This is a genomic window from Vallitalea sediminicola, assembly GCF_054408565.1.
Map to the genome: position 1 here is coordinate 1 of NZ_BTPT01000437.1, position 298 is coordinate 298.

1 protein-coding gene is annotated in these 298 nt (G+C 33.2%); it reads right to left on the reverse strand.

The window, feature by feature from the left end:
- The coding region (locus ACX6CF_RS27335; protein ID WP_458788515.1) for a hypothetical protein at positions 1 to 298 on the reverse strand (298 nt) is incomplete at both ends.

Genomic DNA, 298 nt, shown 5'->3' on the forward strand with positions numbered 1-298 from the left:
TTCTTCAACCCGCTCAAAATAATTGTTAATAAGCATTCCCTCTTTAACATCCATCTTCAGTTGATCATAGATTGCTCTAATCTCTTCATTTCTTTTAAGAACATCCATCATCTCTTCCCTTAGCACAGGTAAAAGGTAGTCATGTAAGAGTCGAACAAAGATGCTTTGATCTTCACTGGTGTAATTTATTCTTTTTTTTAAATCTGCAAGCACAGTAGTCACCTTTGTTTTATCTGTACCTTTTAAAACTGAACGAAAGGCCTTAACTTTCTCAATAATATAGACAATAACTTCTTCT